This window comes from Aquimarina sp. RZ0 (assembly GCF_008370685.1).
Classification (GTDB): Bacteria; Bacteroidota; Bacteroidia; order Flavobacteriales; family Flavobacteriaceae; genus Aquimarina.
The window spans coordinates 47,587-64,098 of the sequence record NZ_VTZU01000015.1; the positions used below are offsets into that span (position 1 = coordinate 47,587).

Here is a 16,512-nt window from a genome sequence, read left to right on the forward strand (position 1 = left end):
GTATTATTGAGCAGTAAAAATAGAAACATCAAAATCAATAAAATATAAAAAGATAAAAATAAGTACACAAGCGATATAAATGACTCTTTTATTTATTTCTCTGTTTCCTCTATTACGACTTGCTTTTCTATCTTCACTCCATTGAGAACCAAAATCAATAGCATTTGTAGCTTCGCGATATTTAGTGATTCTATTTTCAAAATCATAGATATTACCTTCACTCTTCCCTTTGTAATACCTGGGCGTATAGTTATACCTTCTGTTAGTCTTTCTTTTAGGAATACTTAATTTCACGATCTGCTCCTCTCCTTTTTATTATTCAAATATACTCAAAATACGTAGTATTATAAAGCTTTTAGCATTACAATAACAATGAAAATAAGTGCTCATTCAAAAAAAATATTTTCTAAAAACAATCATGTAGACAATCATAAGATCACTTCGAACCTCACTACAACGAAATAACCCGCAATACGTTCGAAACTTTAAACTATTGATTTTCAGGTCACATTATTTAAAAAAAACACTAAATCAGTAAGCTTTGCTTTATTTATAAGTGCCTAAATAATTATCAAAAAACACAGCTATATGGTTTCATCATAAATTATACAGACAAAACGTAAACATCAAGGATGATGCCGTTTTACAAAAACAGGGAAATAGAATTTATGAATACAAAAACAAAGTACTATCTAAAACTTAGCATCTTTACGTAATTGTGCCATTTTTATAGCAGCAATAGCAGCTTCTGTACCTTTGTTACCATGTTTTCCTCCGGATCGATCTATAGACTGCTGCATTGTATTATCTGTCAATACACAAAAGATCACAGGAATATCATTCTGTATATTTAGATCCTTAATCCCCTGAGTAACTCCCTCACAGACAAAATCAAAATGTTTTGTTTCTCCCTGGATAACACTACCGATTGCAATCACAGCATCGAGCATATCATAGGATTCCTGCATTTTTTTACAACCGTAAATCAACTCAAAACTTCCTGGAACATTCCAGCGAACAATATTTTCTTTGATCGCTCCGCAATCTATCAAAGCGTCAAAAGCACCCTGAAAAAGACCTTCGGTAATAGTATCATTCCATTCTGAAACAACAATCCCAAACCGAAAATTCTTCGAGTTTGGGATGGTTGATTTATCATATTGAGATAAATTCTTGTTTTCTGTAGCCATTTCTAAAGTTCAGAATTTATTCTTCTATCTATTTTAACATTCCTTGCGCTCTGCCTAAATGAACATCTACCTGGTTTGCTTCCACACTTTTAGAAAATTCTTCTTTTATTTTTTCTAAATGTGTAATTGCTACCTGAGGTTTATCAAGAGAGATGGCTGTAATTGCAGCTTTTAATAAAAACTTAGGCGTAGTAAAGTCATTATTTTTTGCCTTTGCTGCTTTTTCATAATACCCTAATGCTTCTGACATCTGATCTAGTTGCGCAAAAGCATCTCCTATACCTCCTAGTGCCAAAGGACCTAACATCTCATCATCACTCTTAAAGTCATCCAGATAATTAATAGCGTCCTGATACTTATTCATATTGAGATATGAAAATCCAGCATAATATTTTGCAAGATTAGCAGCATCTGTACCACCATAATTTTCTATGATTTCTAAAAAACCATATTTACCTTCGCCTCCATTAAGTGCTAATGTATATAAAGAGTCACTGACAGTAGTATTTCCGTTTACTGCATTATCAAAATATTGTTGTGCCTGGAACATTTCGTTCGAAGCTTCTTGTTCTTTAGGTTCCTGAATATATTTTTGATATCCCAGCCATCCTAAAACAACGACAGCTATAGCTCCAACAAAAATGAATATATATTTCTGATTAGCAGCAACCCACTCTTCTGTCCGGGAAGCTCCCTCATCCAAAGTATTAAATACTTCAGCAGTTGTAGAATTATCTTCTAGTTGTTCTACTTCTTCTTCTTTATTCTTTGGTTTGTATCCTCGTTTCTTATAAGTTGCCATAAGTTGATTTTAATGAAACGCAAAAATAAAATTTTTATTCATAATTAAAAGCGAAAATATTTGTTATTTTTCAATATTTTGCACTTCATATTTAAGAATTCCTCTATATTTATTATTTACTGACGATCAGTGTTTTATGATTTTGAAAATGCTTTCCCTAATCAATTATAAAAATTTTGAATCTATCAATTTTGAATTTGATGATAAGATAAATTGTTTTGTTGGTGATAATGGAGTAGGAAAAACGAATATTCTGGATGCTATTTACCATTTATCTTTTGGCAAAAGCTATTTTAATCCAATTACTAGACAAAATATAAAGCATGATGCAGATTTTTTTGTAGTAGAAGGGATTTATGAAAAAGCCAACCGTGAAGAAAAGGTACTTGTCAGTGCTAAAAGAAATCAAAAAAAAGTAATCAAACGTAATGCTAAAGCCTATGAAACATTTAGTGAGCATATTGGCTTTCTTCCTTTGGTTATTATTTCTCCTGCTGATCGTGACTTAATCACCGATGGTAGTGATACGCGTCGCAAATTTATTGACGGTGTCATATCACAAAGTGATCGCAGCTACCTTACGACTTTATTAAAGTACTCAAAAGTGGTATCACAACGCAATTCATTATTAAAATATTTTGCTGCCAACAATACTTTTGATTCCATTACTTTGGATATCTATAATCAGCAACTTCATGAATTAGGGACTTTTGTTTATCAAAAAAGAGCCACTTTTCTTGAAATATTTATACCTATATTTATAGAACGTTATGCTGCGATAAGTTCTGGAGAAGAAAAAGTCTCATTATCATACCAAAGCAAATTATCAGAAAACGATCTGTTGATACTTCTGGAACAAAATTTAGCAAAGGATAGAATCCTACAATATACGAGTGTAGGGATTCATAAAGATGATTTATCTTTTGAGATCAATGAATATCCAATCAAAAAATTTGGCAGTCAAGGACAACAAAAATCTTTTTTAATAGCTCTAAAACTTGCGCAATTTGACTTTATAAAAAAACAAAGTAAGGTACACCCTTTATTACTTCTTGATGATATTTTTGATAAACTAGATGAAAAACGTGTTGAACATATTATAAAACTTGTAGGAGATCAGAATTTTGGTCAACTATTTATTAGTGACACCCATGCCGATCGAACAGAAAATGTGGTAAAAAAAATATCTCAGTCCTATAAAATCATCAGATTAACATAGAGTGATCTATACTTTTTTTTAATTTCTGGTAAAAAGTATACAACAATTCAATAAAATAATACGTATGCAGAAAACCCTTTTAAATATAATCGCAATAGTCTCGATCCTCTCTTGTTCCTCTCCTAAACCAGAAACATATATTGACTACATCAATGGATATTGGGAAATCGAAAAAGTAGTTACAAAAGAGGGGAAGGAAAAACAATATAACTTTAATCAGCATATTGATTTTTTTGAAGTCACAGAAATGAAAGGAGTACGTAAGAAAGTACAACCTACATTAGATGGTAAATATATAAGCACCAATCATAGCGAAAGAGTAACGCTAAAAATAGAGAACGACAGCCTAAGAATCTATTATAAAACTCAACTCGCCACCTGGAAAGAAACTATCATTTCTGCAAAAGAAAATCAAATGATTTTAAAAAATGAAGCAGGAAACCTTTACTTTTATAAATCTCATACAAGAATACAATTATAAAGATATACATGGCAAGACAAAATGATCATCAGTTATTAAGTGACGTTCTTAAGGAATTTGTCAGTAAAAATAAATTACAGAAAGGTTTGGATAAGGTAGAAGTGCGTGACGCCTGGGAGCAGATCATGGGACCTGCTATTACAAAATACACCAGGAATGTCAAATTAGATCGTGATACTTTATATATAGAACTTACATCTTCTGTACTTAGAGAAGAATTAAGTTACGGAAAAGAGAAAATTATCTATAACCTTAATGAAGCTATGAATCGTGACCTTATTAAAAAATTAGTTTTGCGCTAATTGAAACCTTTCTAACTTGTTAATCTTTCTTAATTAATCTGTTTTTCAACTCATTATCAAGTAACATTTGTTGTTTTACTGACACTATTAAATAGAAGTAGTTTAATTATTTAAAACATTATAGTATGTTACAAAACATTTTAAATTTAGAAGGTATTTCTGAATTTAAAAAAGAACAACAAAAGGTAATTAATGGTTGAGGCAATCTAGAAAATTGTGACAAACCTGCAACTTGGCTTTATGACGTGTCGTCTGAATGTGAATCACATTATAGTAATTAGTAAGCTTATAGAGATTGTCTTTTTTGACAACCTCTACTTAAAAAAAATAAGATGATCTTTATTTTTTTTAAGAATTATAAATTTTACTTTATACTATCCTCTTAAAAGTTCCAGGTACATAATGAAGTCTCGAAGTATTTAATCCTCAGAAATTAAATTGAGTTTTTTTTAGATTACTTTAATGTTTAAAACTATCAATCTTAGTTTTGCGCCAATCTATCCTTTACAAACTCTATTTTGGTTTTACCGTGTGGAGTTGGTCTGCCGTCTTCGCCCAAATTAACCATTGTTATATTTTCTACCTTAATAATAGTTTTTCGTGTCAATTTATTTCGTACTTCGCATTTAAGCTTTAACGATGAATTTCCAAACTTTGCTACATCCATCCCTATTTCTACAATATCTCCCTGCACTGCAGAGCTGACAAAATTAATTTCTGACATAAATTTAGTAACGACTCTCTTACTTTCTAGTTGTATCACTGCATATAGAGCTGCTTCTTCATCGATCCATTCTAATAATCTACCGCCAAATAAAGTCTCATTGGGATTTAGATCTCCTGGCTTTACAATTTTTCTAGTATGATATCTCATATTCTTTTTTTTACAAAATTAAGGAATATCCATCGTTTAGATAGGTTACATCCACAGGTATAAAAAAGAATTATGGTATTCGTTATTGATCAGTACAGGAGTTTCAAAATCCTTTAATATCATTTATAATTTTTATCATCTTGACAACTATAAATACAAGATTATCTCTTACTGAACCACAATTTCTTCACAAAACTCAGTCCCACTTGGGCAAGAAGAGTTCTCTGCACGCATACATACCGTATAAGTCCCTGCGAGTTCAAACTGAAAAGTAAAAATACCATCACCATCTGAACCTCCATCAACCTCTTGCAACATATCATCTACAATCCATTCATAGGTGATACTGTCATCGTCTTCAAAACTAGCGAAAAAACTATATTGATTATTTCCTTCTGGTTCAAAACCAAAAGAAAGGTTCGGGCAAGTTTCTTCTACTATTATTTCATTATTACAAAACTCCAAAACTTCATTATCATTAGGGCAAGATGGTACGGTTGCTCTGATACATACCGAATGCGTTCCTGGTCCAATATCAGGAATCAAACGATTATTTCCATCTGCTCCACCATCTACTTCTACAACCTGATCATTTACAACCCACTGATACGTAATATTAGAGATTCCTTCGAAATCCGCAGTCAATTCTACACCAGCAACATCTTGATTTACTTCAAAAAATAATTCTGTACATAGTTCTGGTACAACAATATTTTCACAAAATTCAGGACAAGTATCGTTTTCTGTTTTTATACATATCTTATATTCTCCTGGAGCATCAAAATTACGAACCAGCAAATTATCACCTTCATTATCGGGTCCATCTTCTTCTACAAATTCATCATCTATAAACCAGCTGTAAGTCCCAACAGTTGTTAAGTCAGGGAAAATTGCCTCGAATGTATACGCTAAGTTGTACGGATCATTCAAATTAGATGTAAAATTCAACTCTGGACATCGAGTCTCACAGGCATTTATAATTCTGTATAGCTCAAAATAAGTACTAATAGATTGTGGATTAAAATCTGGTGCTACCAAAAGATTTATAGGAAACTTAATAGTAGGCTGATACGCTGCTCCCTGATTTTGAAAAAAAGAATCAAAATCCTGGTCAGACTCTAATACAATCCCTCTGTCATTCGAATTTATTAACGTTACAGGATACTCAAATCTAAAACATTCATTAAAAAAAGTATCAAAATCATCTCGTATCGTATTAAACTGACATGCTCTCAACACCTCTATCAGAGCCGTTTCATCTTCTATGGTAACTTCACTATCATTCGTATTAATGACAACGTTTACTGGAAATTGCAGTCCTGTAATATTAAAATTAACCACCTGACTCGAAATAACGCTTATTAAGCCGGCATAATTATTTATTTTAATACTAGAATCTGTATTATAACCCAGATTAATCGGATAAACAAACTTAAAACACTGTTCGTTTTCAGATAAGAATGTTGTTCCCGAATCAAAATTATCTAATATGGTTACAACAGCAATACTGGATGTGATTTCGCCTATATTTTCTTCTGGAAAAAAGGAATCATCGTTAACGCAAGCACTCATAAGTACTAATACTGCCAGTATTAAAAACTTCCAATATGTAGTTAAACTCTTCAAAATAATTCTATTTTTATATTAAGTAAAACGCCTGAATACCGATCAACCCTACCTCTTTTTTTTTGATATTTCTAATAAATTTTCAGACCACAATCTAATACATCTCTTTCTTATAAACAAAAATCATCTGGAAGTATGGCATTTCCTCCAAGTGATTTCCCTACTTAATCTAACCTAATAAACGAATTATTCTATCACTAACGTTTTACAAAATAATATACCATTAGGACAATTTTGAGTTTCGGTTGCAATACATATTTCATATGTACCTTCTTCAAACTGATGATACAAGTAATTATCTCTGTCACTGCTATCAACTATTTCTCTATCTACGACTTCTCCATTTATTAGCCATTCGTATGTAACGCCATTCAAACCATCAACATTTGTCCAAAAATTATATCCGCTACTATCTCCTTCTTGTTCTATATCAAAATATAAATCCGGGCATGTAATAGCAGGGGCTTCGATTTCAATAATTTTACAATATGATATCCCTTCAGGACATTCTGGAGTTTCTGTTTTTAAACATACCTCATATCTTCCTGGCGCAAACTGGTAATAGAACCTATTGTTATCCCCTTGATTAGAGTCTTCTACAAAATCTCCATTAATATACCAACCTAGCCATTCTAAAACATCTGCTCCTTCAAAAGCTACCTGAAAGTAGTATGCCGGATTAGTATCATCCTGTTCTATCTCAAAATATAATTCCGGGCAAACATCATCATCTACCTTAATTTCTTTGCAATACACAACTCCATCTTGACAGTCGGATGTAAATACTTTTAAGCACACTTCGTATATTCCCCGGGTAAACTGATAGGTAAATAGTCTTATTCCTTCTTGCTCATCAGTAGTATTTTCTACTAAATCTCCATTAACATACCACTGCACTTCATTGACCTCATCTATTTCTTCGATAACTGCTTCAAACACATACGATCCAATTGCATCTGGCTCTCTTTCTTTATCAAAAGAAATTTCAGGGCATCTATCACTTACTGCCTCTACTTCTATCACCTTGCAATAAAAAACTCCGTTTGCACACTCTTCTGTTTCTGCTTTGACACAAACTTCATACCTTCCAACTTCATCAAATTCCCAGAATAGGTAATTATCATTATTTGTATTCTCTACTAATTCTTCGTTAATAAACCACTCAAAAGGTATTTCTTCAATTCCACGGAAATTAGCTATTAATTTATATTGAGAAGGTCTTTCTTGTATGTGTGCATCAAAAAATAAATCAGGACAAGGATTTAATTCATCTATAATAACTTCAATTTCTTCACAAACTTCTATCAAACAAGTATCACTTGCTGCTTTTACACAAATCATATGACTTCCTTCTTCAAACCTGTAGTCAAGACTCTGATTTATAATATCGTTTAAACTTCTTATAGTAACTTCTTCTCCGTCAATTGACCAGGAGAGTCTAACTTCTTCCTCTTTATCTAACTGAGCATAAAAACGATACACCTCACTCCCAGGTGTATTATTAATACTTATACTCACATTAAGGCACGTTTCAAATTCTTCATTTTCATCACAAGAAATGAATCCTAATAATAGTATAAAAACTATTATACAATACATACTACGTTTTTTCATCATATATAATTTTAGGGGTTATTCAATTATTGAGTGTAAAGCATAGTATTACAACCTTACAATAATAAAACGCAAAAAATAAGAAAAACCCTACCCATTTATTTTGAAAAATCAAAAAACATTGCTTAAACCTGTTTTTTAAATCATTTAAACTTAAAAAAAATACTCAAACTACCGTTTCTACCATTCAGTTTTCGAATAATATAATATTATAGACACCTATTATGCATTTAGACATAATTATGGTAAAAAAACATCAATTCGAGACATCCAATAAAAATTTTATCCAGTGTATAAACTGACGAATCTTATCTCTAAAATGCCTAAATGCACGACGGCTTATATACTAAAAAATGTATTAAGAATTTATACGAGGATTTGATTGAAGAAGAATTATCAAATCTAAAAGAGTGATTTTTTGAAATGAAATGTAGAAAAACAGAATTGATGTTCAGTTTTTTATTGCAAAAATATTATTCTCGATATCAATCTTTTATGTTATAAAAATCGAATCTATATAATATTTATATCAAATTAACGTCTAATACGATTTGTGATTAAAAAATTCGTATAAATTCATTGAATTATTTTTTCTTTATGCAAGGCAAAAAAATCAAGCATAGCTATAGCTACGGTTTATTTTTTAAACGAAGTAGAAAGGAAAAAGAAACGATGAATATGCGAAATTTTTAGTTATAAATCGTATAAAACGTTTAATTGGTAAACTCCCCCGGAGCGTTTAAATCTCGACTATCGAGTAATTGCAACAGATTCACTAATAACTTCTAAATAATACTAAAAAAATAAGGTCACAAATTAATGTGACCTTATCTCTTTTATAAATACCCAAAAAATCTATGCAGTTTTTAAGGATAATAAGACTACTTATTATAATCCCTGGAAATTAATATCTATACATTTCTCTAAATTTCCACAAACACGAGAAACTCCTCTATAGCAAATCTGATACATTCCTGGTTGCGTAATATGATCACTAAGCGCTAAGATTTGTCCTTGAGTAAGTACTGATTGTGGTATATCAACACCGTCTATCGACCAGAAAACCGTACTACGATCCATATTTAATCTGATTGTTCTGGCATCTACAAGCTCTGTAGTACCAACAACAACATATTGAACATCAAAAACAGAACAATCTGCTGAATCTGGCTCAGAAATAGTTACTTCTGAACAGTATTCTACACCTTGAGGACAATCTGCAGTTGTTGCTTTGATACAGATATTAAAAGTTCCAAAACCATAAGAGCTTATATCTAACGTATTATCACGATCCTGACTCTGAATATCTTCTGTTTCTGCCAACTGACCATCTACAAACCACTCATAAACTGCTACATTATTGATTCCAGGGAAATTTGCAAGAATCGTAGTACCTTCAACATTAAATGATAATTGTGGACAATCATCTCCGCCTCCATTACCGTCTCCTTCTCTCACAACAACTGTATCACAGAATTCTACTCCTTGCGGGCAATCTTCTGTCGTTGCTTTTATACAAACATTATACGAACCTGGATCATATGAACCAAGAACCAATTCATTATCACGCCCCTGATTAATATCTTCTGTCTCTACCAGCTGACCATCTACAAACCACTCATAAACTGCTACATCATTTATCCCAGCGAAACTTGCTACTGCTGTAGTTCCTTCTGAGAAGAAACTTAATGCCGGGCAATCATCTTCATCACTTTCTATAACAATGTCCTCACAATACTCAGTAAAAGTACAAAAAGCACCTTCGGAAACTAAGCAGATCTTATAAGTACCTGGTTCTAAACTTTCCAGAGAAAATTTATTATCTCCTTGATCATTGGTACCTTCATTTTCTGTAATTACTTCATTTCCTAAAGATTCTCCTGTAACATTCCAAGCATAAAACTTTAATGTATCAATTCCTTCAAAATCTGCAACTAAATACGCTCCTTCTTTAGTATACTTTAAATCAGGACAACCATCATTACTAGTATCTTCTTCGATTGTTATTTCCTTACAGAAATCAGTAAGAGTACAGGTTGTACTCTCAGAAACCAGACAAATCGTATATGTCCCTGGTTCTAGGTTCTCAAGAGAAAATTTATTATCCCCTTGATTATCAGTGCCTTCATTTTCTGTAATTGTTTCTTCTCCCAGAGACTCCCCTGTCACTTCCCAGGCGTAGAACTCCAGTGTTTCGGCTCCTTCAAAATTTGCTAGCAATTCTTTCCCATCTTGAGTAAAGGATAATTCTGGACAGTCTGTATCTGGATTCGGATCGACTTCTTCATCTTCACCACAAGAGGTGAAACTTAAAATCATAGCAAAAGCTAACAGACTCCATAATTTAAGATTTTTCATTTTCATCATTTATTTTAACTTATTAATTATTTTACGATTTTTTTGGTTGTTTACTTAAGTACCTTTTTTGTTATAACATTAATAAAACGCTTTATGTATCCATCTCCCTACCCCTTATGAAATTTTTTTTTTTATTTTTGCGACTAATAAAAAAAGTATAGACCTTGTGCCCATAATTTTCATAAATGTCTGACGATAAAAATTCTACCTGTAATGAACGCGCTTTTGATCATTTTTTTAAAAGCCATGCAAAACTTTTGAGGAGTTACTTATATTATAAATTCGGAGATCTGGATCAAGCTGAAGATATTGTACAAGATACTTTTATAAAGTTATGGAACAACTGTTCTAAAGTCCCTTTGGATAAAGCCAAAAGTTATGTCTATACGATTGCGACTAATTTAGGAATCAGTAATGCACGCCACCAACAAGTAAAATTCAAATATCAAAATTATATAACTCAGCGAAAAAATGATATTACGAATGAATCTCCAGAGTTTGTTATTCTTGAAAAAGAATATATGGAAAAACTAAAAAGTGCTATTGCTGATTTACCCGAAAGACAGAGAGAAGTTTTTTTATTAAGTAGAATCGATAAAAAAACTTATAAAGAAATTGCAGAATTATCTAGTGTTTCAGTAAAAGCAATTGAAAAACTGATGCATAAAGCTTTAGTCACATTAAGAAAAAAAATTGGAAATATTTAATATTGAGAGGTAGGGTAACACCACTTTCAAACGTTTCTATTAATATATACGTAGGTTATGTTAGAAGATAAAAAAGATAATATATTCTTATCCAGGTGGGTTAACGGCGAGCTCTCCCCTGAGGAATTTCAGGAGTTTCAATCACATCCTGAGTATGAATATTACACAAAAATAATAGCTGCTACCAATACATTGGACTTGGTTGATTATGATGTAGATGAAGAACTTACAAAGTTAAAATCTAAAAGAAAAACTACGCCCGCTAAAAATAAACCAGTAATCAAATTATTGCCATATATCGCTGTCGCCGCATCAATTGCTATACTATTAGGGGTATTTTTATTTAATGCTAATGATTCTTTCTCTACTTCATATGGAGAGCAGCTAGCAGTCACACTACCTGATGGTTCTGAAATGATCCTTAATGCTAAATCTGAAGCTAGTTTTGATAAAAGTAACTGGAAAAATAACAGAACGGTATCCTTGCATGGGGAGGCATATTTTAAAGTAAAAAAAGGAAGTAAATTTACGGTTTCTACAACCAATGGAAATGTCTCTGTATTAGGAACCCAATTTAACGTAAAATCACATGCTTCATTCTTTGAGGCGGTTTGTTATGAAGGGAAAGTAAGTGTTAAAAATAAACAAGAAAACAAAATTCTTACAGCTGGAAAAGGCTTTAGAGCTATTGCAAACAAACCGTCTGAGCTTTGGGCATTTATAACAGAAAAGCCTTCCTGGATTGATAATACAAGTTCTTTTAGAAGTGTTCCTATACGATATGTTTTCAAAGAACTTGAAAAACAATATAACATATCTATTGACACTACTAATATTGACAATAATATAATTTATACAGGAACTTTTCCTAATAATGATATAAATGTTGCTCTTAAAACAGTTTTTAGTACCTTGGACATTCAATACCAGTTGCTGGATAATGGTAAGACCGTGGTGTTAGAAGAATAGGAGAATGATAAGATTTTTTTGGGCCTGTATACTTTTTTGGGGTATGTCTGTTTTTTCACAAGAAAAGACAGACATTATTATTACTGAAAATCAGCCTCTTTCTCAGATTATTCCCATTATAGAAAAACAATTTAATTTAAAAATTTCTTATATTGATCAGGTAATTAATGACAAGTTAGTTTCTGTACACATCCAAAAGGATACTACCCTGGATGATATTATAGGTACATTGCAACAGCAAACAAAACTAAAATTTGAACCTGCAGGAAATAATTTTTTTACAATCAGAGAGTATTCCAGAAAAGATATAATCCCCATCTGTGGGTATATTCTCAATGAAAATGATGAGCCTCTTGCTGATATCAGCATTTTTTTTAAAGCTTCTTCGGAGAATATAACGACCAATGAAAAAGGGTATTTCGAACATAAAGAAGCTTTTTTTAACACCCCTCTATTAATCAGTGCTCCTGGGTTTAGACAAAAAGTACTAAACTCATCTTCATTCTTAGCAGAAAATTGTATAACCATATATATGATCAACACTGTAGAGGCATTAGACGAAGTAATTATACAGGAATACCTTACCAAAGGAATTACTCTAAATAAAAAAGTAGTAGCCATCAATCTTAATGATATTGAGATACTACCAGGTCTGACAGAACCTGATATCCTTCAGAGTATTCAATTAACCCCAGGTGTTAACAGTCCCTTTGAGACCGCTTCGGGATTATATGTTCGCGGTAGTCCCCCCAATCAAAATCTGGTACTGTGGAACGGAATCAAAATATATCATCAAGGACATTTTTTTGGGATGTTATCAGCATTTAATCCTTATGCTGTAAAAGAGGTAGATTTCTCTAAAAGTGGTGTTAGTGCTAGGTATGGAGATCGCGTATCTGGTGTCATTGATATCAAAACAGATGATCAAGTTGCCAAACAATTTTCTGGTGGAGCAGGGTTTAATATGATAAATGCTGATGCCGTAATTCATACGCCCATTATAAAAGATAAAGTTTCACTACAGATTTCTGGAAGAAGGTCTTTCACCGATATTTTAGAAACTCCTACATATAATCAATTTTCGGAAAGAGTGTTTCAGAATACTACAATTGCTGAAACAAATGAACTAAGCAATGCTAAGAATAATTTTTTCTTTGCTGACTATAATGCGAATCTAATTGCTCAGGTATCAAAAAGTAATAAAATTGAAATTAATTCTTTATACAGTAAAAATGATTTGGATTTTAAGAGAAATGATGCGCTCATGTCTTTTAATGACAATCTGACTACCGAGAATGAAGGATACAACATACGTTGGAATCATCAAAAAAGAGAGCGCTTTTCGATTAAAACAAGTGGATATTATACCAGGTATTTATTAAACTACCAATTCATTACACAAGAATCAAATACCATTACAGAAATCGAAAGCAAAAAGAACAGCGTAAAAGATATTGGAGCGGCATTAGATCTACGTTTTAAATTATCAAACTACCAAAATTTATCTGGTGGCTATCAATTTTCTAATAACGCTATAAAATATGCTTTTGTCACACAAACACCTAGCTATGAATTAATTTTAGATCAAGATGATCGTTTTATCAATACCCATGCTGGATATGCAGAATACAAGTATGAAAATCCTGCATATTTTTATCTCTCAACCGGACTGCGCTTTAACCATTATACAGAATTAAATAAGTCCTTTATAGAACCTAGAATCTTTATACAAAAAAATCTATCTAAATATTGGGAAATCAATATTACCGGAGAATATAGAAGTCAGGTTGTAAGCCAGATAAGAGAATCTGTTGTGAGTGATTTGTCTTTGGAAAATCAGGTATGGACACTCTCTAATGAAGAACAATTCCCTATAATCAGCAGTTATCAATTTACATGGGGAAGTAGTTTTAAAAAAAACAGATGGTATTTTGATGTTGACACATACTATAAACAAATTGATAATATCACTTCGCTAACAGCCGGATTTATAAATCCTATAGACAATACTTATCACAATGGGGATAGCAGAGTATATGGTATTGATTTTTTTCTAAAAAAACAGTTTAAAAAATATAAAACCTGGGTAAGCTACTCTTATATTAATACCAAAAACAGATTTGATGATATTAATAATAATGAATCTTTTCCTGGTAATTGGAATATAGAACACACTATTAAATGGTCTCACTTCTATAAGATTAATAATTTTCAGTTTTCATTAGGATGGATCTGGCATACTGGTAAAGCGTTTACCAATGTATCTGGAGTAGATCAAAGTGGAAACCTTATTTTATTGGATTTTGATGAAATCAACGGTAATAACTTACCTATATATCACAAAATGGATTTTTCTGCCCTTTATAATTTCAAAATAGGTACTAATCCCAAGATAAAATATCGATTAGGACTCTCTGTACTCAATCTTTATAATAAAAAAAATGTGCTCAATAGAGAATTCAGAACTACTAACTCTTTAGAAAATCGATTTATTAATGCTGATGTATTTGCTTTAGGAATTACTCCCAATCTAAGTTTTAGAGTACTATGGTAATAATCAAAAGAACGATTAAAAAATCAAAACCGTCTCAGGATATTGAGACGGTTTTGAATCATATATATTTAGAATTGCTCTCTTCCCGAAAAATGGAAAGCACCTTCAATAGCAGCATTATCATCGCTATCACTACCATGTACTGCATTTTCACTAATTGAAGTTGCATATTTCTTACGAATAGTTCCTTCTGCAGCTTCTTCTGGATTAGTAGCTCCTATTAAGGTTCTAAAATCTTCTACTGCATTATCTTTCTCAAGAATAGCCGCCACAATAGGGCCACTTGTCATATATTCTACTAATTCCCCATAGAATGGGCGCTCGCTGTGCACTGCATAAAAAGCTTTTGCATCATCAGTTGTCAATTGAGTCAATTTCATTGCTACCACTCTAAAACCTGAAGCTGTGATTTGTTCTAGGATTGCACCTATGTATCCTTTTCTTACCGCATCCGGCTTAAGCATTGTAAAAGTTCTATTTGTTGCCATTTTAAAAGTTTATTTTTATCTAATTTCTTTTTTTATCAGAAATTTTTACTAGTTGTCTTAACGGTCGGCTGGTCAAAACGCCAAAGCAAAATTTTGTGCAAAAATATGTATAAAAGCTTCAAATGCAAGAAATATTAGTAGAGATGTGATGCAAACTTTTTTCTTTCCACATAAATTAAGTGGACAACATCCCTATCTATACATCAACCTGTAAAGTAAATATTTGATTAGAAGATAATACGTTTCAGCTATTGTACCTCAATACATTACTCAGTAAGATATTGTTGTCTGAATTCCTGTAGAACAACATTATTAGCACCTCTCATTTGCATCAGTACTTCTCTTGTATCAAAATCAAATTTGAGAATCCCAAAACTGGGCACATAGACAACATCCAAGATTCTATGCTGATTAGGCTCTCCGTCATAATTTACATATGAATGTGTTAATCCACTCGAGGTAAAATCTACAATTGGATATGTTAATCCGTATACATGTTCTCTGGAAAATTCTGAAATATGCCGATCCCCACTTAATATGATAACATTCTTTATATCATGATTAATCAAAATCTTTTTAAAACGATCTATTTCGTGAGAAAAATTACCCCAGGTTTCCCATCCATGTTCAGCTGATAAAAATTGGATACTACTCACTATAATATTAAAATCAGCTTTGCTCGATATTAGTTCTGTTTTAAACCATTCCCATTGCATATCTCCCAGAATAGTGCCTGTTTTATTTGTATACGGCTGATATCTTTTCTTGCCTATACTGTCTTTCTGCAGAGGAGACCTAAAAAATCGTGTATCCAAAACAATAACCTTAACACTCCCTTTTGAGGTACTAAAAACTTTGGACGTATAAATTCCTTCTTGCGCTCTTCTGGGGTCATCTTTTGATACCTCAAGAAAATCTAAAAACAATTGCTGACTTTCTTTTTTCATTCTCCATTCAGCACCAGCATCATTTTTACCATAATCATGATCATCCCAGGTTGCCAGTATGGGAACACTTTTCTTTAATTTTTGATATTCTGAATTCTTATTTTGTAATATATAATCATTCTCTATTTTGGACATATCATCAGAATCTCCATAGATAATATCACCGCCCCATATAAATAAATCTGGAGTGTTTTTTAATATTTCTACCCAAAATGGTTGTGGTTTATCAGGCATACTACAACTACCAAAGGCTATACTAAAGTCTGTCTCTTTTTGTGTAGTCAGCTGTCCAAAAGCAAAATGGACGGAGAGGATACTTAAAATAACAAGTATTACATTTGTTTTCATTACCAAATAATTTGCGCTCGGTAAAATTAAGTC

The 16,512-nt window shown here is 32.0% G+C and carries 15 protein-coding genes; 6 read left to right on the forward strand and 9 right to left on the reverse strand.

Going from position 1 to position 16,512, the window contains the following annotated elements; translation table 11 throughout:
* Positions 1-3: 3 nt before the first annotated feature.
* The 3 genes from F0000_RS07575 to F0000_RS07585 form a co-directional block, all read right to left on the reverse strand.
* The gene (locus F0000_RS07575) at positions 4-294 is read right to left on the reverse strand and encodes a hypothetical protein (protein WP_188112047.1); all 291 of its coding nucleotides are present in this window, start codon (positions 292-294) and stop codon (positions 4-6) included.
* A gap of 398 nt (positions 295-692) precedes the next feature.
* Positions 693-1,190, reverse strand: coding sequence for a 6,7-dimethyl-8-ribityllumazine synthase (ribH, locus tag F0000_RS07580; RefSeq protein WP_149624111.1), 498 nt, complete (start codon positions 1,188-1,190; stop codon positions 693-695).
* Between the two features lie 28 nt (positions 1,191-1,218).
* A complete protein-coding gene (locus tag F0000_RS07585; protein ID WP_149624112.1) occupies positions 1,219-1,992 on the reverse strand; it encodes a tol-pal system YbgF family protein in 774 nt (257 codons plus the stop codon).
* Positions 1,993-2,128: 136 nt separating this feature from the next.
* Here F0000_RS07585 and F0000_RS07590 point away from each other — a divergent pair, with 136 nt between their 5' ends.
* The 3 genes from F0000_RS07590 to F0000_RS07600 all read left to right on the forward strand — a co-directional run bounded on the left by F0000_RS07590 (position 2,129) and on the right by F0000_RS07600 (position 3,994).
* Positions 2,129-3,211 (forward strand): DNA replication/repair protein RecF, encoded by a 1,083-nt coding sequence (locus tag F0000_RS07590; RefSeq protein ID WP_149624113.1) that lies wholly within the window; start codon positions 2,129-2,131, stop codon positions 3,209-3,211.
* A gap of 64 nt (positions 3,212-3,275) precedes the next feature.
* Positions 3,276-3,692, forward strand: a complete 417-nt coding sequence (locus F0000_RS07595) for a lipocalin family protein (protein WP_149624114.1) — start codon at positions 3,276-3,278, stop codon at positions 3,690-3,692.
* Positions 3,693-3,700: 8 nt separating this feature from the next.
* Positions 3,701-3,994: a DUF721 domain-containing protein gene (locus F0000_RS07600; protein ID WP_149624115.1), complete on the forward strand. Its 294-nt coding sequence runs from the start codon at positions 3,701-3,703 to the stop codon at positions 3,992-3,994.
* A 481-nt stretch (positions 3,995-4,475) separates the two neighbouring features.
* Here the strand turns inward: F0000_RS07600 and F0000_RS07605 are convergent, their stop codons facing one another.
* The 4 genes from F0000_RS07605 to F0000_RS07620 form a co-directional block, all read right to left on the reverse strand.
* The gene (locus F0000_RS07605) at positions 4,476-4,868 is read right to left on the reverse strand and encodes an acyl-CoA thioesterase (RefSeq protein WP_149624116.1); all 393 of its coding nucleotides are present in this window, start codon (positions 4,866-4,868) and stop codon (positions 4,476-4,478) included.
* A gap of 168 nt (positions 4,869-5,036) precedes the next feature.
* Positions 5,037-6,494: a hypothetical protein gene (locus F0000_RS07610; RefSeq protein ID WP_149624117.1), complete on the reverse strand. Its 1,458-nt coding sequence runs from the start codon at positions 6,492-6,494 to the stop codon at positions 5,037-5,039.
* Positions 6,495-6,680: 186 nt separating this feature from the next.
* A complete protein-coding gene (locus F0000_RS07615; protein ID WP_149624118.1) occupies positions 6,681-8,108 on the reverse strand; it encodes a hypothetical protein in 1,428 nt (475 codons plus the stop codon).
* A gap of 888 nt (positions 8,109-8,996) precedes the next feature.
* Complete coding sequence (locus F0000_RS07620; protein ID WP_149624119.1) at positions 8,997-10,466, reverse strand: hypothetical protein; 1,470 nt, start codon at positions 10,464-10,466, stop codon at positions 8,997-8,999.
* 185 nt (positions 10,467-10,651) lie between these two features.
* Between F0000_RS07620 and F0000_RS07625 the strand changes: the two genes are divergently transcribed.
* The 3 genes from F0000_RS07625 to F0000_RS07635 are packed head-to-tail and all read left to right on the forward strand — an operon-like array spanning position 10,652 to position 14,696.
* Entirely contained in the window at positions 10,652-11,173 is a 522-nt protein-coding gene (locus F0000_RS07625; RefSeq protein ID WP_149624120.1) for an RNA polymerase sigma factor, read from the forward strand.
* A 57-nt stretch (positions 11,174-11,230) separates the two neighbouring features.
* Positions 11,231-12,142 carry a FecR family protein gene (locus tag F0000_RS07630; RefSeq protein WP_149624121.1) on the forward strand — a complete coding sequence of 304 codons (912 nt, stop codon included), beginning with the start codon at positions 11,231-11,233 and terminating at the stop codon, positions 12,140-12,142.
* A 43-nt stretch (positions 12,143-12,185) separates the two neighbouring features.
* Positions 12,186-14,696 (forward strand): TonB-dependent receptor plug domain-containing protein, encoded by a 2,511-nt coding sequence (locus F0000_RS07635; RefSeq protein ID WP_188112048.1) that lies wholly within the window; start codon positions 12,186-12,188, stop codon positions 14,694-14,696.
* Between the two features lie 68 nt (positions 14,697-14,764).
* Here F0000_RS07635 and F0000_RS07640 read toward each other — a convergent pair whose 3' ends face one another.
* Together F0000_RS07640 and F0000_RS07645 are read right to left on the reverse strand one after the other, a co-directional pair.
* Positions 14,765-15,184, reverse strand: a complete 420-nt coding sequence (locus F0000_RS07640) for a nucleoside-diphosphate kinase (protein ID WP_149624123.1) — start codon at positions 15,182-15,184, stop codon at positions 14,765-14,767.
* Between the two features lie 266 nt (positions 15,185-15,450).
* Complete coding sequence (locus F0000_RS07645) at positions 15,451-16,479, reverse strand: alkaline phosphatase D family protein (protein ID WP_149624124.1); 1,029 nt, start codon at positions 16,477-16,479, stop codon at positions 15,451-15,453.
* Positions 16,480-16,512 lie beyond the last annotated feature (33 nt).